This is a genomic window from Anabaena subtropica FACHB-260, from assembly GCF_014697105.1.
Taxonomy (GTDB): domain Bacteria; phylum Cyanobacteriota; class Cyanobacteriia; order Cyanobacteriales; family Nostocaceae; genus Trichormus; species Trichormus subtropicus.
Window position 1 is genome coordinate 1 of sequence record NZ_JACJRF010000061.1, and the last position, 25,356, is coordinate 25,356.

Below are 25,356 nucleotides of genomic sequence, written 5' to 3' on the forward strand. Positions count from 1 at the left end.
CGCGTTACTCACCCGTCCGCCACTAAATCCTAAGATTCCGTTCGACTTGCATGTGTTAAGCATACCGCCAGCGTTCATCCTGAGCCAGGATCAAACTCTCCGTTTTGTTGTGTTTCGAGTTTGTTATCTGAAAAATCTCTTTTCCAGATTCCTTGCTATAATTTTTAAAGTTTTTGGGAAATCCCTAAACTAATTCTGTTTGACGAGGATTGGTTATTCTTTCGCTTTCAAAGTATTCTTTTTTCTCGGTTCAGTTGTCTCGGCTCTCTCGCCTCAACACTTTATCTAGAATAGCGAGTATTTTTAGGTTCGTCAAGGGGTAAATTAATTTTTTTCTAAATTGCCTAGTTTATAAAAGAGTAATAAGGCTGTGATTCTTATCGGATAAAGCTTACAGCCTCTCATTTTTTTACATTTTCTATTTCATTTTATGAATTAAGTAAGTCTTGCAGTCTGGCTACCATTTCAGCACGAGCTGAAACTCCTAGTTTGCGGAACATTCGTTTGAGGGCTTGTTTGACTGAGTTTTGGGTAATCCAAAGCCTTTCGGCGATTTCAGAGTTGGTTAGCCCTTGTGCTACTAGTTGGGCGATTTGTAGTTCGCGGGGTGTTAAAGGATTAGGTATTGAGGATTGGCATATTTTGGGGTTGGTTCGCAAGGTGGCGATTTTGGCTGATAAATGAATGCACAAAGCGCTGAGGTCGGCTAGGTCGTTGGCGGTAAAGGCTGGCTTTCCTTTATCACGGGCGAAGTTGAGGGTGCCTATCAGACGACCATCACAGATGATTGGCCCGGTCATTACGTGTCCGTGGTCGTGGCGTGGGCAGAAGTCTTTCCAGTCGTCTGGGGTTAAAATCAATTGTTCGTGGGCGGGGGCGTGGCGCTCGACTACATAGCGACCTACAGGATTATTTTCTAAACATACGGCTGGGATGCTTTGAGTTTCGCTATCCGTTTTCGATTCACTATCTATTAAATAGATACCCCAATGTTGCACACCAAAATATTCGCCAATTTTATTCATGAGCGTTGGTTGTAATTCTTGCTCACTACGGATGTTGGCGATCGCATGAAATACATCATGTAGAGAAGTAGGCATAAGTGTACCCATTTGGGGTCTATGCGAGACTCAACAATTACTTCTATGCTAATACCAGCAAAAGTAAAAAGCGACTATAACTAATTGCGCTAGGAGAAGCACATGACAGTTACACAACTCTCTGCTCAGGAACTTTTCCGGGCTGCTTATGACAACCGCTACACTTGGGATAAGAGTTTTCCTGGGTATTCAGCAGATATCACTTTTAAAGATGGAGATAAAATTATTACCGGACAAGTTATCGTTAACGCTGAACTCAAGGCGGAAGTTTTGGGCGTAGATGACGAGTCAGCCAAGAAAGTTATTCATGGACAAGCTTGGGAGATTGCTATTCATCGTGTCCGTCGCACTTTTGAAGAAACTCATGGTGCAAACACTTTCTGTTATGGCGCAACTGACGAGAATGGTGCTGTAGAAATTTTAATGGGCGGTAAGGCTGAAGGCGATCGCTATAAAGTCCACAATAATATTGTCACTCTCGTTCACCGTCATATTCATGGTGTGGTTGTGACTATTAATACTTTTGGTGTCCACGATACTGGGGAAGGTTATTTGTCTCATACCTATGACTCTGTTTATCATGAACCCAAAACTGGGGAACAAAGAGGCGGAGTCAGCAATTTTGTAGATGAGTACGAAAAGGTAGGGAATTATTTCATTCTCAATCGTCGGGAAATTCGCACTGAAACAGCAGGACAAGTAACGGTTCAAGAATTTGTCTTCTCTAACATTAAGTTGTTGGAACCCGTTGCTGCGTAAGTTGAATGTTTAAGGTATCAGTATAGGTTTATATAAGTAAGGGACACGGCAATGTCGTGTCCCTTTTATTTTATTCAATGCAATTAAGAAAGCGATCGCTCTTTGTCTCTAAACAATCATAAAATTACGCATTTTGGATTTTTCCGCTAGATGTTGGCGCTGAATTAGCTTTTAGGCGGCTGAAAGTGCTTCTGCGAATGCGTTCACTTTTACGCACACCACCAGCCATTTCATATTCTCGGCTATCTTTCCCATATTTAAAGGCAACTCCGATTAACATCTTTTCAGATAGGTCGCCTAACATTTTTTCTAACTGTTTAATCTCTGTTTTGGATGAGTTAATTACGGCTAGGGCAGTATTATAAGCATCCATTTAGGCACGTAATTGCTCAATTAGTTCTGTCATATTCTGTAAGTTACGCATATCTCCAAAATCTATTTTTGGATCAATGGCTTTTAGTCTAGAGGCTCTTACTTCCGCTTTTTCGAGAATTGGAGATGTAGTTTTAGTGCGAGACATCGGATGTGCTGCTTTTTCATGATGATTCATCTAGCTTGACTGATCTAAACTAGATTTTGGGTCAGCACAATTCACATTTTTTTGTAATTTTTGCAACAAGATTAGTATATATATTTGGTGATAATACGGTAATAAACTCGCGTTCATAACGAAACTGAATCCTGTGGTAACCAAATCAATTGCGTTTGTAACAAAACTGAACCCTGTGGTAACGAAATCAATTGCGTTCGTAACAAAACTGAATCCTGTGGTAACAAAATCAATTGTGTTCGTAACAAAACTAAATTCTGTGGTAGCGAAATTGATTTTATAATGTGCGATCGCTAAATACTATGAGCAAGTGAGTGATAATTAGCGACTGATTTAACTCCCTTGTGAATGTGCTTTTTCAGTAACTTACCCACAATCGCCACACCTGTTTCAATCTCTTCTAATGGTAAACGGAAAGTTAAACGCATAGCGGGATAACCTTGCTTATCTGGGAAAAATGCTGAACGACAAGCCAGAAAAACATTTTCTGCTAAAGCTTCATTACGCAATGTTTGCATCGGAATATCATCTGGTAACTGCACCCAGAGAAACAAACCTCCTTTGGGAACTGTCCACTTTGCTTCTTGAGGAAAATAACGTTCCAATGCTTGCAGCATAGCATTGCGACTTTGCAGATTATCTGTGCGAAGTCGGTTGAGGTGTCGCCGATAATGTCCTGAAGCGAGATATTCGCTGACTATTGCTTGGGAAATACTGGATGTGTGAATATCATGGAGGAACTTGCGCTCAATCATCGCTGGTTGATGCTTACCTGTCACCACCATGTAACCCACACGTAACCCAGGTAACAATGTTTTAGAAAATGTGCCTAAATATGTCACCAAGTCATGTTTATCTAGAGCTTTAATTGGTGCGGGGACGGGTTCAAAATTCAACCCTTCGTAGGCGTTATCTTCCAAAATTGGGCATTCGTATTTTTCTGCTAACGCTAATAACTCTTGTCGATGAGTTTGAGTTGTCGTCAAGCCTGTGGGATTGTGGAAAGTAGTGATGGTATAGATTAATTTTGGACTATGGCTGTGTAAATACTGTTCTAATAAATCAAGATTCATTCCCTCAGCCGTCATAGGAATGCCAATAATTCTCGCTCCTAAGTTTTCTAAGATAGATATTGCACCATAATAAGTAGGAGATTCAACAATTACCCAATCTCCTGGTTGTAAATAATAATTTATTGCTAACGACAACCCTTGCTGAGAGCCATTAGTAACTATTAAATCTTCTGGATAAACTTCTAATCCTTGCTGCACAAGCATCTGAGCGATTTGTCTACACAGATTTATTTGCCCTTGGGGCAGATCATAGGGAAAATAGATATCTGCATCTTCTTGTTTAAGTGCGCGTCTAGCAATCTGATTAATATCTTTTGGTGGCGGTGGATAACCATAACCAAAATTAATTATTCCTGGCTGTGTTTGAGCATGAATTAAAGGTGTGTAAGTATCAAAAGAAGCACACTTGCTTGATGATTCCAAAATCATAACGTTTTGTGCTGGGGCAAATGTGGATTTTAAATTATTACAGGCAGGAATTACAGTACTAACAAAATATCCTGAACCTTGACGTGCAGAGATAATGCCATCTGCTTCTAACACACTGTAGGATTCAATAACTGTCAGCTTATTAACTTGTAAACTCTCAGCTAAAGCGCGAATTGAGGGGAGGCGATCGCCTGCTTTGAGTGCGCCTGATTTGATCAAATGACTGATGCGATCGCGGATTTGTAAATAAATCGGTTTGCGTGATTGACGTTCCAAAACAATGTTCATCTTGGCACACTCAATTAATGACGAAAAAACCATCAATAATGGCAATATAAATGATTTTTGCCTACTTTACCTAGTACAGTTAGACTATTTTTGACTATAACAGTTGTCATGGCGCATAACTGTACTAGATAAAATTTAGATAAACTGTACCTTCTCAGTTATTAATTCTCAAGACAAAGTGAAAGTAACGATTGATTACCTATCAAATACTTTCACTATGAATAAATCTAATTTTTCGTTAACAATCCACAAAATTTGGCAACAATTTTACACATGGTTAATTAGCAGTTCCGACCTACAAGTATGGCAAGAGTCAAATTGTTGGCGTGCTTATGACCCCATGACAGGACGTTCAGCCTGTTTTGGTTCTGAGGAGGAAATGCGCGTTTGGATTGATAAGTCTTACTACAGATAAACAACTGCAAAGAGGTAATTAACGTGATTCTAATTGAGAAACTCGCGCCTCTAATTTATTAACTTGTTGTTTTAATTCCACTACCAAAGTAGCCAGCCTATCAAACATTTTCTCCCGTTCTGCTTGAGAGACATTTCTTCTAGAACCTGATGGAACTGTTATTGTTGTTCTGGGGGAAGATCCCGGCTGGCGATTTTGATTGAGTTGTGATTCTATTTGGTTTAATCTTGATAAGACACGGCTAAAATCCGCTTGCAAATTGTTGAGACGCGATTCAATTTGCTGCGATGATGCAGGACTTGATAACAAACCAATCCAGATAACAATTACTAAAGCTCCAGCAAACAACCATCTACGAAACATTTTATCTACTCCTTTGGGGAGTGGATTGGTGAAATAAGTATTTCCTCAACTCCCCTATTTCTTCGGTATCATTTATAGGTCAGGTTTTAAATTAGCAAATAAATGTTGCCCATCAATAAATTGAACAACATTCGTTCCTTCTTTAACCTCAAATGTTACATTACATACCTTTTGTTGTAGCGCTTGCACACACAATTCTGCTACATCCTCACGGCTGATTTTGCCTCTAATATTATCACCTTGCTCAAAAATCAATTCCTTACCTCCTGCTTCTTCAGTTAAGGCGCAAGGTCTAATAATTGTGTAAGGAATTCCACTCCCTCTTAAACTATCTTCTCCCTTCAACTTCCAAGTTAAAATCCCTCCCAGTTGATCATTTAATCTAACTGCTGGAGGTTCTTCATCTAAATTAATTCCAGGTCTTCCAGGACGAGTTACACCTGCGGAACTGACAAGTACAAATTTTGGTGTATTTGTTCCACCATAAGCTTTAATAGATTCCAACTGTAAAGCAAAACCGCCTGCTGAGAATTGAGGATTTAATGCGCCATCATATTCAAATTTACTCAACATCAATTGGAAAGAACTAACTCTGCTGCTGTCAATTGGTGGCGCATCTTTGACAGTTTTGGCTCGAAATACAGGAACTAATTCAGCAAAAGGAATGCGGATATTTATCCAAGTATTAGCAGTAGTATCGAAAGAATAGCTATATCCTAGCCCATCCCATTTAGTATCCGTCCGTAGAAATATTTTGTAACGCAGGCCATCACCTTTCAGCCGCAATTCCACGCCTTCATAACCAGACAAATTAAATGGTGGATCAAAGTTTCTCGTCCTGACGGAAGCAAATCCTCCAGAGTTAGCCGTAGAGACATTACCAGCAAAAACAGCGCTATTGTCTACCAATTGAATATTACTAGCACTCACACCGCCCATCACCACATCATCAAGTGCGCCCCAAATATCTTTTAATTCTGTCGATGGTTGTGTAAAGTCAAATATTATTTTTTCATTTGTTGCTGGTAAATATTTTGCTGCGGCTGCGACTAAATTTTTCACTCCTTGATATTCCACATTTTCTGGAGTATCACCAACAATTTCTGGCTGGTAAAATTTTACGCCTTGATTATATTTAGCTCTATCTGCTGTATCTCCCTCCACTGGTTGGACACGTACTGCTGTACAACAAATTACAGCTTGGATATTAGCCATGACAACAGGATTTAACGTTTCCGGTTTAGTAATATCCGCAACAACTAAGTCAACATCATTACCAAGAATTGACCGCGCTTTATCAATATCTCGTACCAAGGCGCGGACTTTTTCACCGCGTTCTCTTAGTCGCTGTACTACTCGTTTACCAACACCACCTGTTGCGCCTGCTACTAAAATTACACCCATATTCTGTTCTCCATTGCTCCGGGGTTGATAAACTTGGGGACGACCTGGGATTAATTGCTGTACCCAGTTCAAAAAAGGAATCACCTCGAAGTAAGTCAGCGTTTCAATAAACCTACCTAAGTCCCATTGAGAACGATTTTTATCAGTCACAATCGCGTCCTCATAATTAGCATCTTGCTACATGATAACGATAGGTGGGGAGTGAGGAGTTCTCAGTGGGAAATCAAATAGAAATACTATATCGTTGAAGCACGTTAGGATACTTAAGTAGTTATTAATGAGATAGAAATCTAGTTATGAGCCAACTGGAACAAGCTCAAGCTGAGTATGCAGGTTTTATTCAAGAGTTTGCAAGTGTCATCATTAGTACTATCAGCGAACAGGGAATTCCTAATGGTAGTTATGCTCCATTTGTGATGGATGATGCCAAAAATATTTATATCTACGTTAGCGGTCTTTCCACTCACACTAAAAATATTGAGGCTAATCCTCATGTGAATGTTTTATTTATTGAGGATGAAGCAAAAGTTAATCAAATATTTGCGCGTCGTCGTTTGAACTTCGATTGTACAGCTACGTTGATTGAGCGTGAATCGGCAACTTGGAATCAAATAGTTGATCAATTTCAAGAGCGTTTTGGTCAGATTATCGAAGTATTACGTGGCTTGGCTGATTTCCGGATTTTCCAACTAACTCCTAAGGAAGGACGTTTTGTCATTGGCTTTGGAGCAGCTTATCACATTAGTGGCGATCGCCTGGATACGCTCGTTCAAATTACAGGCGATAAAGGATAGTCATTAGTTAACAGTCAACTGTCAACAAACAAATCTTATGCTTCAGTTTCAACCCCCTGGCTTTGGTCATAAAGTCATCCATACATTCTTGGGAGCAATGGTTTACTATACTCAAACTGCTGCACCTTGGTTAAATGATGACTCTGAAGATTTACCGCCGTTATTGTTTTTACATAATTTTGGTGGAGGAGCATCTGCCTACGAGTGGTCTAAAGTGTATCCAGCCTTTGCTCCTACACACCGCATTCTCGCACCTGATTTAATTGGTTGGGGAGAATCTGCACATCCTGTAAAAGATTATCAGATTAAGGACTATCTAACGGCGATCGCTGAATTCATTACCCAGACTTGTCACGAACCAGTCAAAGTCATCGCCTCTTCCTTAACTGCTGCTTTAACTATCCGTTTAGCTATTACCCATCCCAATCTGTTTGATTCCCTATATTTAATTTGTCCTTCTGGATTTGATGATTTTGGTCAAGGTGCTGGACGCAGATTACCACTACCGATAATTAATACACCTTTGTTAGATAATCTAATTTATGCTTTAGGCGCAGAAAATGAAATCGCTGTGAGAAACTTTCTGCAAAGTTTCTTGTTTGCTCAACCAAAACGCATCTCACAAGAGATGGTAGACGCTTATTTATATTCTGCACAACAACCCAACGCTAAATTTGCTGCATTATCCTTTTTAAAAGGCGACCTGTATTTTGACCTGAGTTTATATATCCAGCAATTGGTAACTCCTACGGTCATCTTTTGGGGAGAAAAAGCACAATTTACCAGCATCAAACTAGGAAGACGCTTGGCTAGTTTAAATCCTAATGTAGTGAGAAAATTTTATGCGATCGCGGACACAGGAGTACTACCCCATTTAGAACTACCAGAAGTAGTCATCGGCTTATTACACCCCTATCTTTAAAACGTTATGGATAAAAAAAGGTGGGAATATTCCCACCTTAGTCTTAATTAATCACTGATTTAAGCACCTAAAGCTTTAGCCGTTTCTTCCTTATCCAACTTGAGAATTAAAACTCCCAAAGGAGGTAAACACAAATCCAAGGAATAGGGGCGACTGTGCATTGACCAATCATCAGTCCATTTACCACCCAAGTTACCCATGTTGCTACCGCCATACTGACGAGCATCACTGTTGAATAACTCAGTATAAAAACCTTTTTCTGGTACACCAATTCGGTAATGAGAATGGGGTTGTGGTGTAAAGTTACAAATCACCACCACAAAATTATTAGTATCTTTTTCCCGGCGGATAAACGAAACTACACTGTGGCGATTGTCACTACAATCAACCCACTCAAACCCTTCTCTAGCAAAATCTAAAGTGTATAAAGCAGGTTCAGAACGGTATAGTTTATTCAGTTCCGTGAAGAATTGTTTTAACTGTTGATGGGGTTCAAACTGTAATAAAGACCACTCCAAGTCAGCCCAGACATTCCACTCACTCCACTGACCAAACTCCATGCTCATAAACATGGTTTTCTTACCTGGGTGAGCAAACATATAGGCAAACAAACAACGTACATTCGCTAACTTCTGCCATTTATCGCCCGGCATTTTGCCGATAATATTGCTCTTACCATGCACAACCTCATCATGAGACAAGGCTAGCATGAAGTTCTCACTGTGGTTATACCACATACTGAAGGTGATGTTGTTTTGGTGGAACTGCCTAAACCAAGGGTCCATGCTGAAGTAATCCAGCATATCGTGCATCCAACCCATGTTCCACTTGAGGTTAAATCCCAAACCGCCTGTGTAAGTAGGCCAAGATACCATCGGCCAATCTGTAGATTCTTCCGCAATGGAAAGTACACCAGGAAAATAGCTAAAAAGCAGGTGATTTACTTGGCGCAGAAAATCTGCTGCTTCTAAATTTTCTCTACCTCCATACTGGTTAGGCAACCATTCTCCTTCTTTGCGACAGTAGTCGAGATAGAGCATGGAAGCAACAGCATCGACACGAATACCATCAATGTGATATTTGTCAAACCAGAATAGGGCATTTGCTGCTAAGAAATTACGTACTTCGTTACGGCTGTAGTTGAACACCAGAGTACCCCACTCTTTATGTTCACCTTTGCGGGAGTCAGCGTGTTCGTATAAGTGTGTACCATCAAAGAAAGCTAAACCATGCCCATCTTTGGGGAAGTGACCAGGAACCCAATCGACAATTACACCAATGCCGTTTTGATGACATTGATCAACAAAATACATAAAGTCTTCAGGGGTACCAAAACGCGAAGTCGGCGCATAGTAGCCAGTTACTTGATAACCCCAAGAACCATCAAAAGGATGTTCGGCGATCGGTAATAATTCTATATGGGTGTATCCCAGTTCTTTCACATAAGGAATGAGTCTGCTTGCTAATTCCCGATATGTTAGAAAGCGTGCGCCTGGATTTAGTTCAGAAGCAATGATTACAGGCTCGGTTTCACCATTAGGCAATTTAGCAGGTTCTGCACTAGCAGCGTGTAACCAGGAGCCTAAGTGTACTTCATAGACTGAAATGGGCAAGCTTAGGGGATCTGTATGACGACGCTGTTCTAACCAGTCTTCGTCACTCCAATTGTATGAGTTTAAATCACTAACAATCGACGCTGTTTTGGGGCGTGGTTCCTGCTGAAAACCAAAGGGGTCAGACTTTTCGTAAATATGTCCTTCAAAATTTTTGATTTCATACTTGTAATGCTCTCCTACCGCTAATTCGGGAATAAATAATTCCCAAACGCCTGTAGCACCTTTACGCATTTGGTGTTTGCGTCCGTCCCATAGGTTGAAATCACCTAAGACAGAGACATTTCGAGCATTGGGGGCCCAAACGGCAAAGTAAACACCTTTAATTCCACCTACTTCAGTGGAATGCGCTCCCAGCTTTTCGTATATGCGGTGATGATTACCTTCAGCAAATAAATGTAAGTCAAAGTCTGTTAAACGAGGAGAACGAAAAGCGTAAGGATCGTAGGAAACGCGCTCATGTTCTCCCTCTTTAGTTTTTAACTGATAGTTTGATAGCTCGGAAGTTTCAATAGTACACTCAAAAAAATGCGGATCATGTACCGATTGCATTGGGTATTCTTGCCGTTGTTCTGGAAGAACTACCCAGGCAGCACTGGCATTTGGTAGGTAGGCTCTTACAACCCAAACGTTTTTTCCGTCTTGTTCTATGGGATGAGAGCCAAGAATTTCAAAAGGATCATGATGCTGGTTCCAGACGATGCGGTTAACCTGTTCAGGAGCGATCGTGGTCATGGGCATTAAGCTACCTACGTAGAATAAATTGGTTGACTAAATTGAGTTTTGTATATATATATTCTTTACATTTATTTGCAATTTTGTCGCCACAGTTATCGTATCGCAGAATGTGACAGTGAGATGAGGGAGTAAGGAGTGGGTGACAGGTGAGTCGGCGCGGTCTTCTCTACGAGAGGCTTTGCCAAGGGGTTTTCCCCATGAGCGACCGACGAACCCGAAGGGTGACAGGGAAAAAAAGTCAGGGGAGTAGGGGGAGAAGACAACAAAACTATTGACAATCTCTTACAAATTTAAGAATGGGAAAAGTTGCAGTAAAAATTTGCGTATCCGGGTCAGGAAGATAGTTTGTCGTATATTGTCGCTAAGTTTTGGGGGAGGGCTGATTTGTAGTTGTTCTTGCAGTTGTGCGTATTCAGCAGCAGTTAGAGGTTTACCATCTATGGGCGATCGCGCATCTATAATAATTTCTGTTCGTAATATTTCTTCTGGCGTATCCTCGACTGGAGGTAATGCCATGACTAAATTTCCCCAATCAGCACTTAACCAGACCAGTACACTACTGCTAAGGGTTAAAGCAGCTAATTTTAACCACTTCATTGAGTATCTTGACATAAATCACCACACTGTTTTAGTCACGTTGCTCTTCCATCACAAAAGGATTAAAACCTTGATGACAACCAGATTTAATTTAACTTTTCTTCTCTGGCGGGAATAAGCTATTTTATTCTTTAATATGATTGATAATTTTCAATTATATAATTTTGAGAAACTACCCAAAAGTCTCACGATGAAGAGATGAAAAACTGCAAGAGTAGGGTTTTGTATTATATTTAATTTTCTTATAGTTTAACGCTAGATAAAACTATTTTTTTGCAACTTCCATTCCTGATTTAATTTGGGACACTTGGGTGAGGTAGTCACCATCATCACCAGTGTCCTTAAATACAGCCTTAACTAAAATTTGTGTTTAAGTACGTTCCAAGCTAGATTATAACCACCTTTAACTGCATAATGAGGCTGATATTGTGGTTGCAACTCATTGCCTTCAGAAATACAGCCAAAGCTTGTCATAAATCTCTCTTGGAAACGATACCAATTATCTAAGGGGTTGTAGTAGGGGTAGCAGCTGGGGTAGCGGCTGGTGTAGCGGCTCCAGTGTCAGTTGGCTCACCTGTAGCAGCAGGAGTAGTGGTGTTAGTATCACCACCGCCTTCACAGGCTCCGAGAAATGCAGCCAGACTTAACATCAGAGCAAAACCAAAGAATTTAGTTCTCATATAACTCCTCTTTCACCAATTGTGGCAATAAAAATTTTTCGCCTGTTGAATAAGATAACCTATTTATTGCAAGTTTTTAAAACCGCACATATTACATATTTAAAAGCAATATTTTGGGTTGAGTTTGTTGGATTTAGTTATTATGTACAAGATTGATTAGTATCATCTGTACAACAAATAGAGAATGGAAAGCGGTAAAACGGCGATGCGGAAAGGTTGTCCTCTCTGTACTTAGCTTGATTCTCCGCAGGATTAGCCCAGGAAACTGCAAATCCCAAGGAGGAATGAAAAGTTAATATTTCCCAGTTATTTTTCCTGATCTTGCTCCTGAGCTTTGCTTTTTTATACCTTGCCCGGATGCTTACTTAAAAAGTATGGCGTTTATCTATCACACTTAAGGGCAGTTTAACCTTAGCAAAAAAAAATAACTGGTCTAAAATACAGTATTTTATATCTGAAAAAATTATGGCTGCTGTTCGCAAATCTGATACTTCTGCAACTGGTAGTTGGTTTCGCCGAGGTTCTACCCCATCTTTAAGAAAACGGCGGACTCGCCTGGAGTCAACATTAAGGAATGATTCTACACCAGCTACTGAACCCTCAAAAAGACAACGGCGTTCCTCAAAAAATGTGTCATCTTCCGTTAATACACGTGTACAAAGTTTGGCAGCACAACAAACCTCTAACTTTACAGTACAGTCAAATCAAAGACAGAAAAATTTTCAGTCAAATTCTCCCCGTCTTTCTGTAGTACCTACTGCCAAAGCTTTGCCTTTATGGTTGCTGCGGCTACACACCATACATCGTTACTCCTCCATTGCGGCATTTTTATTAGTAGCAGGGTCTTTGACTGTTTATGGGTTAACGGTCTACACCCAAGAACTCTGGAGTCAAGGTTATAGCCGATTACAAAAATTACAACGTGATGAGCGGCAAATTACAACAACCAACGCAACATTAACTCATAAAATGGCGGAGGAAGCAGAAACCCCATCTGCTGGATTGATCTCACCAACTCCGGCTAGGACTATTTTTTTATCTCCAGTACCTCATAAATCAGAGGTAGTAACTCCTAGCGTGACGGCACATCCGCAAATACAACCGTTGAATTCTCCACGATTGGGATATTAAACCAGCGAATTGTCAACCGTTAACAGTCATCAAGCCTATGGTATGGTGTTCGTACCTGCAATGAAGACTTCCAAATGAAAAAATAATCAGTCGCTTTGGTGAGCAGGGGAAGAAGCAATCTGATAGTTGTATTGGATACAAGAATTGAGTAATTTAATTTTTGAAGTTCCCTGAAACTGATAGCTAAGAACTAATAACTAATAACTGACTAACTGACTAACTGAGCAGGGTAATGCAAAAGTCACCAAGTAGATTAAAGTTTAAAAAGTTTCAAAAGCCAGAGTTTACCAGGAAACAAAGGGTATCCCAAAAGGTGGCAATGAAGACACTTGCCCCTAATAACCAAGAGCCAATAGCAAATTCCAAAACCAGGCTTTTGACTGTTTGGGGCTTATTAATGGCTGCTGGCGTAGGTCTAGCAATTAATGTGTATAACTTGCAGATTGTGCAAGGGTCAAAACTGACACAGAGAGCGCGAAACCAACAAATGGTCAATTTGCGCCCCTATATGCCCCGTCGCTTGGTGGTAGATCGCAATGATAATGTGTTGGCTGTTGATCGCCCTGTTCATACTTTATATGCTCATCCCAAGCTGTTTAAAAGAACTAACGAAGAAATAGCCGATCGCCTAGCTCTAATCATTGATAGAAACCCTGCTGATTTAGTCAAAATTTTTCAAGGTCAAAAAAGTGGGATTACTCTCACCTCTGCCTTACCAGAGGAACTAGCTGATCGCGTCAGGCGATTGAATTTAGATGGGTTGGAAATGATCCCCAAATATTCCCGCTATTATCCTCAGGATGATTTAGTGGCGGATGTGGTGGGATATGTAGATATTGACCGTCGCGGTCAAGCTGGTGTGGAATATAGCCAAGAGAAATGGCTAGAACGTACTGTGAAAACAGTACGCTTAAGTAGGGCAGGTAATGGAGCATTGATGCCTGATTATGCTCCTGAAGGTTTTTTGAATTCTGATGATCTGCGGATGCAGTTGACCATTGACACTCGTTTGCAAAGGGCTACCCGGACGGCTTTAAAAGAACAACTAGAAAAGTTTGGTGGAAAACGGGGAGCAGTGATTGTGATGGATGCGATGGATGGCTCTATCCTCGCTTTGGCATCTCAACCGACTTATAACCCCAATCAATATTCTCAAGCAGATATTTCCCTATTCAAAAACTGGACAGTAGCGGATCTCTATGAACCAGGTTCGACATTTAAACCGTTGAATGTGGCGATCGCTCTGGAAAATGGTGTCATCAAAGCAGATGATGTATTTAATGATTCCGGTGCAATTCGTATCGGTACTCATACAATTAGAAACGCTCAACGCAACGGTTACGGACGCATCAACATTGCTCAAATTTTGCAAAACTCCAGCAATATTGGCATGGTGCAAATGATCCAACGCTTAAAACCTTCGGTTTATTACAATTGGCTAGAACGTCTGGGACTAGGACAACCATTAGATTCAGATTTACCCTTTACCGTCAGTGGTACGCTGAAAAGTCAAGAAAAATTTATTAATTCCCCAATTGAAGCAGCAACTACCTCCTTTGGACAAGGTTTTTCTTTGACACCCTTACAACTGGTGCAAATGCACGGAGCTTTAGCTAATGGTGGTAAATTGGTAACACCTCATGTTGTCCGGGGGTTGATTGATACTAAGGGACAAATGCACTACACGCCCAATCACCCAGCACCACGACAAATTTTTTCAGCCGCAACATCTCAAAAAGTCGTAGAAATGATGGAAACTGTGGTAACGGTGGGTACTGGCAAGCCTGCTAAAATCCCCGGTTATCGCATCGCTGGTAAAACAGGTACAGCCCAAAAAGCTAGTCCCAACGGCGGTTACATCGTTGGCGCTCGCATCACCAGTTTTGTCGCTATCCTACCCGTTGAATCACCTCGTTACGTAGTTTTGGCATTAGTTGATGAGCCAAAAGGCGCAAACGCCTACGGTTCGACTGTTGCAGCCCCGATTGTTAAATCTGTCATGGAAGCATTAATTCCCATTGAACGTCTTGCACCTAGCCAACCGATTGAACAAAAACCTTAAATAGGGGGTAGGGAAAAACTGTTGACTACCTCTTGTCTACGTCTTTGTTTATAACCGAAGAAAGAGGTAGAGAATGTTACTCGTGTGGAATCTTAGATATTAAAGGTGCAACTAATTTCAAATCTTTGCCAAGTCACTAAAGATTCCATGCAGAGCAATTTAGTCATGTTCCCAATTGTTGAAGTTGTCAAGCCAGGTACACAAGTCAAGGAAAAAGATGTTACTCAGTACGACTGTGCCGAGCAGCAATTTATAAAGCTTTTGGCAACCGAGGATTTAGATAATAATTTAGATCAACAAGCTGCAATTGTTAGTGATTTTGAACAGGTAGTTTCAACGGCGATTCATGCTGCTTATGAAAACGACAGCCCAGATAAGTTAGCACATCGGTTTTTGCAACGGCTGCTTTACCGGATTAATCGGCTGAATCTGTTTTGGTATGATGATTTGCGGCACTATACTAATGAGCGATCGCTTTATTTATCTTCGTGTCGTAACCAAATTGAAGCTGCTTGGCAAAAGTGGGAACTTGCACAAGTCAATGTAGCAGCACTAAAAAAATTAGATGTTAAACAAGCATTAACTGACCGTGCTAATGCTGATTTAGACCCGCCTTTATCATCAGCTAGTCGTTACATTCGTGAAGAAATGAGCGAACCTGGCTACCGTCATTTGTTGGCGATCGGTTCTTTTGATGGTTTGGTTGAAGGTAGTCGCCTTTCCCGAATCTTAGGCGGTACTGCCAATGAAGTGCAGTGTACCCTAGTACGGGTACTACTGGAAGAATACGGTAATGGTCGTTTATCTCGCAAGCACTCGACATTTTTTGCCCAAATGCTAGCTGAGTTTGGCATGAACACTAAACCAGAAGCATACTTCGATTTAGTACCTTGGGAAGTTTTAGCTTGTGCGAATCACAACTTTTTGCTGACTGAACGCAGACGTTATTATCTGCGATACAGTGGCGGATTGACATATTTTGAAGTGGCTGGCCCTGCGGCTTATCGAAACTATCTTGCAGCAGCACAAAGATTGAGATTGTCAAATGCAGCGATGGGTTATTGGGAACTACACATCAAAGAAGATGAACGCCACGGACGTTGGATGTTGGATGATGTAGCTTTACCTTTGGCGGAACGTTATCCCGATGATGCTTGGGAATTGGTATTGGGGTACGACCAAGAGAAATTAATGAGCGATCGCGCGGCTGAAGCTGTTGTCTGTTCCATCCGGAAAGCTGAACAAATTAATTAATAGCTGACTTAACTTGTGCTAACAACATTATTTCTTTAGTGAAGTATCCATCACTAAAGGGAGATTTTTTGTCTAATTTTTCCTAACATTAAAGCTGAACTCTCATGAAAGAAATTTTCTTTTGTCCAGAAGAATCTAATTTTTACTCAAACTGTCTAGAGAATTTTATTCTTAGAAAAGGTGAAAATTCTGATTTTATTGTTGAATTTGGATCAGGAGATGGCAGTCCTGTTATTAACTCTTTACTCAGAAATAAATTTGATGGGATTATTCATGGATTTGAATTAAATACTTCTGCATGGAAAGCTGCAAATTTAACAATTGATGAATATAATCTCACTGATAAATATGTAGTTAATAATTCATCTTTATTTGCATCTCCTAAGCCTGAAGCTAACTATCTCATCGCCAATCCGCCATATTTACCAGCACCAGATACCGATATTTATATGCCGTTATTATTTGGTGGTGAAGATGGAGCTACAGTTACCAATGAGCTTTTGTCTTTAGGCTATGAAAATGTATTAGTCTTAGTCTCTAGCTTTTCCAATCCTATCAGCACGATTAAACAGGCACAAGAAAATGGATATAGTGTTAGTAATTTTGTGGTTTTACCTTTAAAATTTGGTTACTATAGCTCAGAAGAAAAAGTCAAAAAACAAATAGAAGAACTGCGAAAAAATAACATGGCATTTTATTCAGGAGACTATTATTTTTTAGCAGGTGTTTTATTTCAACGAGCAGCATCTACCATTGATTTATCTAAAGAACTAACCCAAGTAATGATGAGTTTATGATGGGGAGTAAAAATTTTGTAGTCAGGACTAGTCTATGTAAGGCTATGCAAATAGTCCTGAGCTTTTAAGAACTAAAGTTCTTACTACAAACAATCAAATTATCACTTTATGTCTGATAAGTTTTCTTTAATGCTGCTTCTATTGAACCTAGACCTTTGAATAATTCTATTAATCGATGAGAGGTTGTTTTCCGTTCCGTCAGCATTACTTTCAATGGCGCTAATAGATTAACATCTGCATCATCTTTTAGTGCCAACTCAGCAGCTTGCAAAATCATTGTTGCATTTGCAAAAATACCTTCATCATCGAAGCCAGCTTTTGCAGAAACTTGATGTAAACCAGCATCAGGGATAGTTGCTCTACCTGGCAAAGATTCATCTATTGCTAAACCTTTTAATAATGCCAACAATGCAGCATAAATAGAGAAGTCATCACAGCTATCAAAGGCTTTAAATTCTATACGCCCTATTTCTGCCGATAGGCGGGCCATTTTGGTTAATGATGGGACACTATTAATTAGTTGCTCTTTTTCTTGCACAAATATCAGGGTAGCAGGCCTTTTTCCTGTTCTAATGAATGTTCTGACCGATAATCCATCCCACAAAGTGCCATTATAAAAAGGTGAACTGTAACTAAAAGGCACAATATAAGGACTGTAATAGGTTAACTTTTGACCTATATCAATTACACGTTCAATCGGTAAATCGGCGACAGAAAGATTTAAATCAGGCCCATAAGTCACCATATAGATGTTAGCAGTTTGCTCATCAGGATAAACTTGTAACTGCTTAAGTTCATATTCATTTAATGGCGGATGGGGTGTAAAAGCTGTTTTGTAGGGATGAAAACTGGTTAAGACTGGTGAGAAGCCAAATTCAGCAGCAACACCGCATAATAAATTAAAACTTTCTGATAGTTCTGTAATAGCGTCTTGAATATTAGAATGGATGGTAGTTCTAATTTCTATCCCCTTTGACAGACAATCAATCACTTCATCTGTATCAGCAAATCTTTCAAACCCCTCAATATACCATCGCTTCTTCCTAATACCAGCATCACCTACACGCAATTGCAGATGATCATTAGGGTATGTGGGTAGTTTTTCGACAATTTGATTAAACTCAGAAAATTTTGTACAAGCAAAATCTGCAAACTTTCCTTCTCTGTTCAAGAAAGCAACTTCATGTTCGATGCCAAATGAGAATAGCATATAAGTTAAATAGAAAAAATTCTCAATAGTCTTACTAAACTATCTTACCCCAAATAGTACTGATGCGGTTAGGCAAATGTATCTGTTTTAATTTGCAAAGATTAGGACATAGATATCTACATATCAGTACTATTAATGAAATACATCAAGTCAAAGTTAATTATCAAAATATTGATTCTAGGTTCACTGTTACTCATATCACAACAGGTTTTGGCACAAAGTTGGCGACCTGTTCGCGGTAGTATACTGTTTGGGATTAGTGGAATGGCGTTGATTAGTCAGCAAAATTCTTCTCTAGATTTTCTAGTCGTCCATGATAATAAACAAGCAAATCAAGAACGTTTAGCTATTCTCACTATCAAAGATAAGAATCAGCCAGAATATTTGAGTGTGAATTGGACAAGTAATAGTCAATTACCTATCGACTTAGAAGCTTTAACATCTATTCCTAAAACAAAAAATAACTTTATCGCTTTAAGCAGTAGTGGCAAAGCCTACAATATCAAATTAAATCCCGATAAGAAAACTATTTCTGTAATTAAAGAGTTTGAATTACCTGGAATACCTCCTGGTAGTAATTTTGAAGGATTTGCTCTGCAAAATATAGAAAGTAAATTGGTTGCGATTTGGGCCCATAGAGGAGAAGGAGAACAACCATCTATTATTTATTGGGGAATCTTAGATTTAGATAAATATCAAATTACATCTATAAACTCTACCAAGCTAAAAGTACCTTTTCCCTCCGGCAATGTGCGGCATATTTCAGATATAAAATTAGATTCAGCCGGAATTATGTATATTTCCTCAGCTAGTGATAATGGGGATAATGGCCCGTTTCAATCGGCTATTTATGTTGCTGGTTACTTGGGTTTACGTGATAACAAAATCATCTGGCGACAAAATTCTGAGTTAGTTCCTCTCTATCGCTTTGATCATCATAAAATTGAAGGAATAGAACTTATTCCTGGTGTAGATGGTGGCGTAATTGTGGGTACGGATGATGAAAATTTCGGTTCTTATGTTTACGTTCTGGGTGATAACATTTTATAGAGCCGCGATTCATCGCGCCTCTATAAATTAAACGTTAAATCGGAATAACATTACATCGCCTTCTTGCACAATATACTCTTTACCTTCACTACGAACTAATCCTTTTTCCTTCGCAGCATTTAAAGAACCATTAGCTACTAAATCATTGTAGGCGACAGTTTCAGCGCGAATAAAACCTCGCTCAAAATCAGAGTGAATTACACCTGCGGCTTGGGGTGCTGACATCCCTGCATTAATTGTCCAAGCGCGGGTTTCTTTTTGTCCACTAGTGAAATAAGTCCGTAATCCCAATAAGGCATAAGTAGCACGAATTAAAGATTTTAACCCGCCTTCTTTTACCCCTAAAGATTCCAGAAAATCGGCTTTATCTTCTTCTGGTAATTCTACTAGCTCTGCTTCTACTTGAGCAGAAACAACCACGACTTGGGCATTTTCTTGGGCTGCAACTTGGCGTACTTTTTCGACAAAATCATTACCAGTTGCTAACTCCTCTTCAGAGACATTCGCAGCGTAGATAATCGGCTTGTTTGTCAGCAATCCCAATCCTTGAATAATGGCTGTTTCTTCTTCAGTTAAAGTGATTTGTCGTGCTGATTTACCTTCATTTAAAGCAGCAGCTAATTTTTCTAAGACTGTGATCTCAAATTGTGCGTCTTTACTGGTGCGTGCTTGTTTGCGAGTGCGATCAATTCGTCGTTCAATTTGGGCTAAATCTGATAAACCTAATTCTAGACTAATGATTTCAATATCTCGCACTGGGTCAACGGAACCTGCGACGTGAATGATATCATCATTTTCAAAACAACGTACCACATGAACGATCGCATCAACTTCTCGAATATGAGACAAAAATTGATTACCTAATCCTTCACCTTGGCTTGCACCTTTCACTAACCCGGCAATATCCACAAACTCAACTCGTGCGGGAATAATTTGTGCCGAACCGGAAATTTGTGACAGCACATTTAACCGCTCATCTGGTACTGCAACTACACCGACATTCGGCTCAATTGTACAGAATGGGAAATTAGCTGCTTCTGCTTTGGCATTAGCGACTACAGCATTAAATAAAGTAGATTTTCCGACGTTGGGAAGTCCGACAATTCCGGCTCTTAGCATTTTAGATGTGGGATTTTAGTTTATACAGGCCCCGGTATTGTTTGGGGAATTGGTTCTGGTACTGTTTGGGGGATAGTTCCTGGAACCCTTTGAGGAATGGGAGCCGGTACAGGCTCCGGTACGGGTTGGGGAATGTTTGGTTCTGGTGTGGGTTCAGAACCAGGTAATGGGTTTGGTTCAGGGTTGGGAATTTGTGGTTCGGGAATGGAAATAGCTACAGGATGAATCATGCTACATCTAAATTATTCGACCTTCCCAAGCTAGATGACAACTGGAATTGTTGACATCCCCCTAAATGACTATACCAATTGTCAATAGTCATTGGTCATTAGTCATTCTTTTTTCCTTGTTTACTGCTTTATATCAAAAATGTTAAATCAAAATCAAACGCCTTTACTTGATGCCATAAAAGCCTGTACAGCGCGTCATCATGCGGCTTTTTATACTCCTGGGCATAAGGGAGGAAAGGGGATTGCTCAACCTTTGGTTGATTTGCTGGGTAAATCTGTGTTTGCGGCTGATTTAACCGAGTTAGCTGGTTTAGATAATTTATCTGCACCCCAAGGTGTAATTCAGGAAGCACAACAATTGGCGGCGGCGGCGTTTGGTGCTTCACAGACATGGTTCCTTGTCAATGGTTCTACTTGCGGGATAGAAGCGGCTATTCTAGCTACTTGTGGCCCAGGGGATAAGATTATTTTGCCTCGGAATGTGCATTCATCCGCGATCGCATCTCTAATTCTCTCTGGTGCAATCCCAATTTTTATCAATCCTGAATATGACTCTGTTTTAGATATTGCCCACAGTATCACACCTGATGCTCTACAAACAGCTTTACAACAACATCCTGATGCGAAGGCAGTGTTGACAGTATACCCAACATATTACGGTGTATGTGGAGATTTAGAAGCGATCGCCCAAATTACTCATCAATACAATATTCCCTTACTTGTAGATGAAGCCCACGGCGCACACTTCGCTTTTCACCCAGAATTGCCTACCTCTGCTTTAGCCGCAGGTGCGGATTTAACTGTACAGTCCATTCACAAAGTACTTGGTGCAATGACGCAAGCTTCCATGCTCCACGTCCAAGGCAATAGGATAGATGGTGATAAAGTCAGTAAAGCTTTGCAACTGTTACAGTCTACCAGCCCTAGTTATGTACTGTTGGCTTCCCTCGATACTGCACGTCAGCAAATGGCTTTGTTTGGTAAACAATTAATGTCTCACACCTTACAACTGGCGGATGATGCTAGAGAAAGAATTAGTCAAATTTCTGGGTTATCAGTTTTACAGTTTCCTGGCGAGGAAGTATCACCAGGATTTACAGCTTTGGATAAAACACGGTTAACTGTCACTATTTCCGGCTTGGGTTTAACTGGATTTGCGGCGGAAGAAATTTTAGATGAAAAATTGGGTGTAACGGCTGAATTTTCTACGTTGCAACATCTCACATTTATTATTAGTCTGGGTAACACTGCTGCTGATATTGAGCAATTAGTGCAAGGTTTTACGACTTTAGCGGAAATAAACCCAGCCACTGCAACTTCCGTTAAGCAAAAAATTAGCAGTAATTTGGCATATTTTCCCGCAATTTCACCTCGTGAGGCTTTTTTTGCTGCTAATGAAACTTTACCAATAGAACAGACGTGCGATCGCATTTGTGCAGAAATCGTCTGTCCTTACCCACCAGGAATTCCCGTTTTAATGCCAGGAGAAGTCATTACAAAAACTGCTCTCGAATATTTGCAACACATCCAAAGCTTGGGCGGATTTATCACTGGTTGTGGCGATATTAGTCTATGTACTTTAAAGGTCTTAACAAAAGATAGCCGGAAACAGGTGACAGGAAAAAGATGACTGTTGGCATCTTCACTGTTATGCAGCACCTTTTTTGGGAACCATATCATCAGCGTGGATAGATTTGGATCTCATGATTGAGCAAGTTGCGATCGCCTTTGAAAATAAAGACTATCACACAGCCGCTAAATTACTCAAACAGCTGCTAAAAGAATCGCCGGAAAATCCTTGGGTGCAATTTTATCTAGGGAGATTACATGAAATATCACAAAAACGCCGAGAAGCTGAAAAAATTTATCGGCAATTGTTACGGAGTACAGCCAATAACAAAATAGTGTCGCTAGCAAGGCAAGGTTTGCAGCGAATACAAGAAATCGAGCTAGAAGAAAAACAAAGAGCGATCGCTCAAGCTACAGCCGAACCCTGCAATACTGAACAAGGTGTACTTATATTAGAACCTTTCAGCAATGAACTTAAAGCCCAAGCAGCAGCCAAATTTGCAGAAATTATGCAGCTAGATCCATACAGTGCTAGGCTAGTTCTGCCTAGTCGCAGTTGGAAATTTTACCGTTCTGGGCGTGTGGGAGAACTCAAATTTTACGGTACACAGCTACAGCAAGCCGGAATTTCGTGTTTTTGGACAGCTATCAGCACTATTGAACAAATACAAGTTTTTCAAGTCAAATATTTTTTAGAATCTCAGCCAAAAGCTACTGTTATTTGCTCCAATCACACAAATCAACTCGGTTCTTTGACATTTGATTGGTCAGAAGTTTCCGCACGAGTGATGGGACTTTTGCCTATTTTTGAAGAAGTTGTAGACGTTGATGCTTGGGGTAAACTCGAACGCAAAACCCAAACCCAAGATTACGTGCAGTTTTGTGATTTACATTTACCTGGCAGACGTTGTATTTTGAGATTCTACGATCATGGTTATGAATTTCAGCAAGGGGTAGAAATTACACCTATAGCCAGCCACAACACCATCAGAATCAATTGGAATAACTTACTAAACTGGATTAACTTACACTTACCAGAAGTAAAAATTTGGTCTGATTTTACACCCTTTGCAGAGACAGTACTAGAGCAAAAAGAAATGCTGGAAAACCTTCAGCCTCACATTCACCTATTTCGTAGGGAAAAGACTAACTGGGATCCAGCATTTCATTTATATAGTGGATTGATATTTGTTAAAGGGATACCGGAAACTTAGCCAGGGGTTTTCACTTGGCTTGCCATATCTAGGTAGGTACTCATATTCGCACCTGGACGACGACGACCGTTAGCGCCAGAACCGGAAGGAGCTAAGTATTTAGGTGCAAATGTAGTTTCAGCTGGTGTAGTTGTTTTAGCAACTGGTGCTTTTACTGGTTCAGCCGGTGCAGAAGCAGCTTTGCCATTCTTGCCATTTTTAGATGCTTCTAACTTAGCTGTTTTAGCAGGAGTCGGTACTGGACTTTTCTCTGTAGCCGTTGGTACTTCTGCTTTCACCGCAGCTTTTGTACCGTTGGATGAAGTGGGTGTTGTTGGTGCAGTTGGTGCGACTGCTTTTTCTTCAGTGGTATCTTCTTTGAGTTCTAAGTAGTAGCCACCACTTTTCTTACCACCGATCAATCCGGTAAGGAAACTCAAAATCCCAGCGATTAATTTCTTGATAAAACCGAACATTAGAATGGCTCCTGAAGTTTTATATCTGTAAATTGACCGTAATATTAAAAATTACGTCGGAATACTACGTTTTTTGACTATCAGCTATTTAGTAACAAACTTTGTAGGTTTGAGCTTCATCAAGCTTAAAAATACAGACTAAGTGTTTTCAGCTCTTGTTGGCAAATACTTAACAAGCTGTAGATACCAAGAACTAATTATTAAATTTTACCCCAACTTAGAGCAAGATTCTGAAAGCTTGCTTAATAAAAATTAACATTTTTTTCTCTGATAGATATACATTGACCTAACGAATGGTTCTACTCTCAACCAGTGGGAAGAGTGTCATAATCTTGTTGCTGACGAGAATCAGACTCAGTTAAATTTTCTACAGACTGGAACACAAACAATTTGGTCAATGAACACTCAAAATCAGCAACGCAACCCTGTATTGTTGGTGCATGGGATTACGGATACGGAAGCTGTCTTTAATCCAATGGCGGCTTACTTAAGACAACTGGGCTGGACTGTATATACACTGAATTTAGTACCAAACAACGGTGAAGTCCCGCTTCCTGTATTGGCACAGCAAGTAGCTGATTATGTGGCTGCAAGCGTTGCGCCAGAACAACCATTGGATTTAATTGGGTTCAGCATGGGGGGAATTGTCAGCCGTTACTATGTGCAGAGGTTAGGAGGAATTAATCGTGTGCAACGCTTTGTGACGATTTCTTCGCCTCATCATGGTACTGTCGTTGCCTATGCTTCCAAGAATCCTGGGTGCGTGCAAATGCGCCCTAACAGTCTATTCATTCGAGATTTGAATAGTGATGCCCAAATGTTAGAGCAGTTAAATTTCACTTCTATTTGGACACCTTATGATTTGATGATTATCCCCACACACAGTTCAAAAATGCCCGTAGGCAAAGAACTAATCATTCCAGTGGGACTGCATTCATGGATGCTTACCGATTTTAGGAGTATAGAGGCCGTAGCAACAGCCTTAGCTGAGCCAGTTAACTCCTATCGCCAATTTGAGTATATTCGTAACTCCCAAAAATTGCCTCTGGGTAGCGATAATACTTAAATTCCATCAAGTTATAAAACGGGTCTTCCAAAAAGAAAGTCCGATGCTCTAAGGGAGAACCAACAAAGCGATTTTTGGGTGCGTCACGAAAAAGCAATTGTTTTTGTTCACATCTTTCTACTAATTCTTGCCAATCTTGTTCTTGGGTAAAAATCAGTCCGAAGTGTCTGGGATAGATAGTACGTTGGCGTATCAATGGTTCTTTGGTAAGATGAGCTACCAATTGATGCCCATAAAGACTGAGAATTATTGCCTGGGGATTTTCACGACCAGGTACACAGCCTAAGCCATCAATATAATAAGCTTTTGCCTGGGAAATATCAGTGACAGGAAAAGCGAGGTGAAATATAGTTTGGTTCATAAATTGTGAGTAATGAGTAATGAGTAATGAGTAATGAGTAATGAGTAATGAGTAATGAGTAATGAGTAATGAGTAATGAGTAATGAGTAATGAGTAATGAGTAATGAGTAATG

General features: G+C 40.2%; 24 protein-coding genes, 1 rRNA gene and 1 pseudogene. 12 read left to right on the forward strand and 14 right to left on the reverse strand.

What is annotated here, in order from left to right:
- Positions 1–106: ribosomal RNA gene (locus H6G18_RS22515) — 16S ribosomal RNA — on the reverse strand; the annotation flags it as partial.
- Positions 107–428: 322 nt separating this feature from the next.
- The gene (locus tag H6G18_RS22520; RefSeq protein WP_190409326.1) at positions 429–1,100 is read right to left on the reverse strand and encodes a LuxR C-terminal-related transcriptional regulator; all 672 of its coding nucleotides are present in this window, start codon (positions 1,098–1,100) and stop codon (positions 429–431) included.
- Positions 1,101–1,202: 102 nt separating this feature from the next.
- On the opposite strand from H6G18_RS22520, the gene H6G18_RS22525 reads away from it, so the two are divergent.
- Positions 1,203–1,859 (forward strand): DUF3386 domain-containing protein, encoded by a 657-nt coding sequence (locus H6G18_RS22525; protein WP_190409327.1) that lies wholly within the window; start codon positions 1,203–1,205, stop codon positions 1,857–1,859.
- A gap of 124 nt (positions 1,860–1,983) precedes the next feature.
- Here H6G18_RS22525 and H6G18_RS22530 read toward each other — a convergent pair.
- Positions 1,984–2,379 (reverse strand): annotated as a pseudogene (locus H6G18_RS22530) (hypothetical protein).
- A gap of 323 nt (positions 2,380–2,702) precedes the next feature.
- The gene (locus tag H6G18_RS22535) at positions 2,703–4,199 is read right to left on the reverse strand and encodes an aminotransferase-like domain-containing protein (protein ID WP_190409328.1); all 1,497 of its coding nucleotides are present in this window, start codon (positions 4,197–4,199) and stop codon (positions 2,703–2,705) included.
- A 217-nt stretch (positions 4,200–4,416) separates the two neighbouring features.
- On the opposite strand from H6G18_RS22535, the gene H6G18_RS22540 reads away from it, so the two are divergent.
- Positions 4,417–4,614, forward strand: coding sequence for a hypothetical protein (locus H6G18_RS22540; RefSeq protein ID WP_190409329.1), 198 nt, complete (start codon positions 4,417–4,419; stop codon positions 4,612–4,614).
- Between the two features lie 18 nt (positions 4,615–4,632).
- Here H6G18_RS22540 and H6G18_RS22545 read toward each other — a convergent pair whose 3' ends face one another.
- Together H6G18_RS22545 and H6G18_RS22550 are read right to left on the reverse strand one after the other, a co-directional pair.
- The gene (locus H6G18_RS22545) at positions 4,633–4,977 is read right to left on the reverse strand and encodes a hypothetical protein (protein ID WP_190409330.1); all 345 of its coding nucleotides are present in this window, start codon (positions 4,975–4,977) and stop codon (positions 4,633–4,635) included.
- 72 nt (positions 4,978–5,049) lie between these two features.
- Complete coding sequence (locus tag H6G18_RS22550) at positions 5,050–6,531, reverse strand: CIA30 family protein (protein ID WP_190409331.1); 1,482 nt, start codon at positions 6,529–6,531, stop codon at positions 5,050–5,052.
- A gap of 146 nt (positions 6,532–6,677) precedes the next feature.
- Here H6G18_RS22550 and H6G18_RS22555 point away from each other — a divergent pair, with 146 nt between their 5' ends.
- Together H6G18_RS22555 and H6G18_RS22560 are read left to right on the forward strand one after the other, a co-directional pair.
- Positions 6,678–7,175, forward strand: coding sequence for a HugZ family pyridoxamine 5'-phosphate oxidase (locus tag H6G18_RS22555; protein ID WP_190409332.1), 498 nt, complete (start codon positions 6,678–6,680; stop codon positions 7,173–7,175).
- Between the two features lie 37 nt (positions 7,176–7,212).
- Complete coding sequence (locus H6G18_RS22560; RefSeq protein WP_190409333.1) at positions 7,213–8,097, forward strand: alpha/beta fold hydrolase; 885 nt, start codon at positions 7,213–7,215, stop codon at positions 8,095–8,097.
- Positions 8,098–8,156: 59 nt separating this feature from the next.
- On the opposite strand, the gene glgB is transcribed toward H6G18_RS22560, so the two are convergent.
- From glgB to H6G18_RS22575, 3 genes are all read right to left on the reverse strand, one after another.
- Positions 8,157–10,451, reverse strand: coding sequence for a 1,4-alpha-glucan branching enzyme (glgB, locus tag H6G18_RS22565; RefSeq protein WP_190409334.1), 2,295 nt, complete (start codon positions 10,449–10,451; stop codon positions 8,157–8,159).
- Positions 10,452–10,730: 279 nt separating this feature from the next.
- Positions 10,731–11,045: a hypothetical protein gene (locus tag H6G18_RS22570; RefSeq protein WP_190409335.1), complete on the reverse strand. Its 315-nt coding sequence runs from the start codon at positions 11,043–11,045 to the stop codon at positions 10,731–10,733.
- A gap of 503 nt (positions 11,046–11,548) precedes the next feature.
- Complete coding sequence (locus tag H6G18_RS22575; RefSeq protein ID WP_190409336.1) at positions 11,549–11,725, reverse strand: hypothetical protein; 177 nt, start codon at positions 11,723–11,725, stop codon at positions 11,549–11,551.
- Between the two features lie 465 nt (positions 11,726–12,190).
- Here H6G18_RS22575 and H6G18_RS22580 point away from each other — a divergent pair, with 465 nt between their 5' ends.
- From H6G18_RS22580 to H6G18_RS22595, 4 genes are all read left to right on the forward strand, one after another.
- On the forward strand, positions 12,191–12,856 hold the full coding sequence (locus H6G18_RS22580) for a hypothetical protein (protein WP_190409337.1): 666 nt from the start codon (positions 12,191–12,193) through the stop codon (positions 12,854–12,856).
- A 232-nt stretch (positions 12,857–13,088) separates the two neighbouring features.
- A complete protein-coding gene (locus tag H6G18_RS22585; protein ID WP_190409338.1) occupies positions 13,089–14,918 on the forward strand; it encodes a peptidoglycan D,D-transpeptidase FtsI family protein in 1,830 nt (609 codons plus the stop codon).
- Positions 14,919–15,065: 147 nt separating this feature from the next.
- Positions 15,066–16,172: an iron-containing redox enzyme family protein gene (locus H6G18_RS22590; RefSeq protein WP_190409349.1), complete on the forward strand. Its 1,107-nt coding sequence runs from the start codon at positions 15,066–15,068 to the stop codon at positions 16,170–16,172.
- Positions 16,173–16,276: 104 nt separating this feature from the next.
- Positions 16,277–16,969 carry a class I SAM-dependent methyltransferase gene (locus H6G18_RS22595; protein WP_190409339.1) on the forward strand — a complete coding sequence of 231 codons (693 nt, stop codon included), beginning with the start codon at positions 16,277–16,279 and terminating at the stop codon, positions 16,967–16,969.
- Between the two features lie 106 nt (positions 16,970–17,075).
- Here the strand turns inward: H6G18_RS22595 and H6G18_RS22600 are convergent, their stop codons facing one another.
- Entirely contained in the window at positions 17,076–18,179 is a 1,104-nt protein-coding gene (locus tag H6G18_RS22600) for a glutamate--cysteine ligase (protein WP_190409340.1), read from the reverse strand.
- Positions 18,180–18,314: 135 nt separating this feature from the next.
- On the opposite strand from H6G18_RS22600, the gene H6G18_RS22605 reads away from it, so the two are divergent.
- The gene (locus H6G18_RS22605; protein WP_190409341.1) at positions 18,315–19,229 is read left to right on the forward strand and encodes a hypothetical protein; all 915 of its coding nucleotides are present in this window, start codon (positions 18,315–18,317) and stop codon (positions 19,227–19,229) included.
- A 27-nt stretch (positions 19,230–19,256) separates the two neighbouring features.
- Here H6G18_RS22605 and ychF read toward each other — a convergent pair whose 3' ends face one another.
- Both ychF and H6G18_RS22615 read right to left on the reverse strand, forming a co-directional pair.
- The gene (gene ychF / locus H6G18_RS22610; protein WP_190409342.1) at positions 19,257–20,348 is read right to left on the reverse strand and encodes a redox-regulated ATPase YchF; all 1,092 of its coding nucleotides are present in this window, start codon (positions 20,346–20,348) and stop codon (positions 19,257–19,259) included.
- A gap of 20 nt (positions 20,349–20,368) precedes the next feature.
- The gene (locus tag H6G18_RS22615; protein WP_190409343.1) at positions 20,369–20,578 is read right to left on the reverse strand and encodes a hypothetical protein; all 210 of its coding nucleotides are present in this window, start codon (positions 20,576–20,578) and stop codon (positions 20,369–20,371) included.
- 139 nt (positions 20,579–20,717) lie between these two features.
- Between H6G18_RS22615 and H6G18_RS22620 the strand changes: the two genes are divergently transcribed.
- Positions 20,718–22,208, forward strand: coding sequence for an aminotransferase class I/II-fold pyridoxal phosphate-dependent enzyme (locus tag H6G18_RS22620; protein WP_190409344.1), 1,491 nt, complete (start codon positions 20,718–20,720; stop codon positions 22,206–22,208).
- A gap of 73 nt (positions 22,209–22,281) precedes the next feature.
- Complete coding sequence (locus tag H6G18_RS22625) at positions 22,282–23,361, forward strand: tetratricopeptide repeat protein (protein ID WP_190409345.1); 1,080 nt, start codon at positions 22,282–22,284, stop codon at positions 23,359–23,361.
- On the opposite strand, the gene H6G18_RS22630 is transcribed toward H6G18_RS22625, so the two are convergent.
- The gene (locus tag H6G18_RS22630) at positions 23,358–23,816 is read right to left on the reverse strand and encodes a hypothetical protein (protein WP_190409346.1); all 459 of its coding nucleotides are present in this window, start codon (positions 23,814–23,816) and stop codon (positions 23,358–23,360) included. The genes H6G18_RS22625 and H6G18_RS22630 overlap by 4 nt on opposite strands.
- A 397-nt stretch (positions 23,817–24,213) precedes the next feature.
- Here H6G18_RS22630 and H6G18_RS22635 point away from each other — a divergent pair, with 397 nt between their 5' ends.
- Positions 24,214–24,882 (forward strand): esterase/lipase family protein, encoded by a 669-nt coding sequence (locus H6G18_RS22635; protein ID WP_190409347.1) that lies wholly within the window; start codon positions 24,214–24,216, stop codon positions 24,880–24,882.
- On the opposite strand, the gene H6G18_RS22640 is transcribed toward H6G18_RS22635, so the two are convergent.
- Entirely contained in the window at positions 24,812–25,243 is a 432-nt protein-coding gene (locus H6G18_RS22640; RefSeq protein WP_190409348.1) for a VOC family protein, read from the reverse strand. The two genes, H6G18_RS22635 and H6G18_RS22640, sit on opposite strands and share 71 nt — an antisense overlap.
- Positions 25,244–25,356: the final 113 nt, after the last annotated feature.